Below are 624 nucleotides of genomic sequence, written 5' to 3' on the forward strand. Positions count from 1 at the left end.
TGCGTGACGGTACCGTAAGAGAAAGCCACGGCTAACTACGTGCCAGCAGCCGCGGTAATACGTAGGTGGCAAGCGTTGTCCGGAATTATTGGGCGTAAAGGGCGCGCAGGCGGCGTCGTAAGTCGGTCTTAAAAGTGCGGGGCTTAACCCCGTGAGGGGACCGAAACTGCGATGCTAGAGTATCGGAGAGGAAAGCGGAATTCCTAGTGTAGCGGTGAAATGCGTAGATATTAGGAGGAACACCAGTGGCGAAAGCGGCTTTCTGGACGACAACTGACGCTGAGGCGCGAAAGCCAGGGGAGCAAACGGGATTAGATACCCCGGTAGTCCTGGCCGTAAACGATGGATACTAGGTGTAGGAGGTATCGACCCCTTCTGTGCCGGAGTTAACGCAATAAGTATCCCGCCTGGGGAGTACGGCCGCAAGGCTGAAACTCAAAGGAATTGACGGGGGCCCGCACAAGCGGTGGAGTATGTGGTTTAATTCGACGCAACGCGAAGAACCTTACCAAGCCTTGACATTGATTGCTAAGGGTAGAGATACCCCGTTCCTCTTCGGAGGACAAGAAAACAGGTGGTGCACGGCTGTCGTCAGCTCGTGTCGTGAGATGTTGGGTTAAGTCC

The 624-nt window shown here is 55.0% G+C and carries 1 rRNA gene; it reads left to right on the forward strand.

The window, feature by feature from the left end:
- A 16S ribosomal RNA gene (locus ACE418_RS13445) occupies positions 1-624 on the forward strand; the annotation flags it as partial.

It is taken from the genome of Megasphaera jansseni (assembly GCF_047974155.1).
In the GTDB taxonomy this organism is placed as follows: Bacteria; Bacillota; Negativicutes; order Veillonellales; family Megasphaeraceae; genus Megasphaera.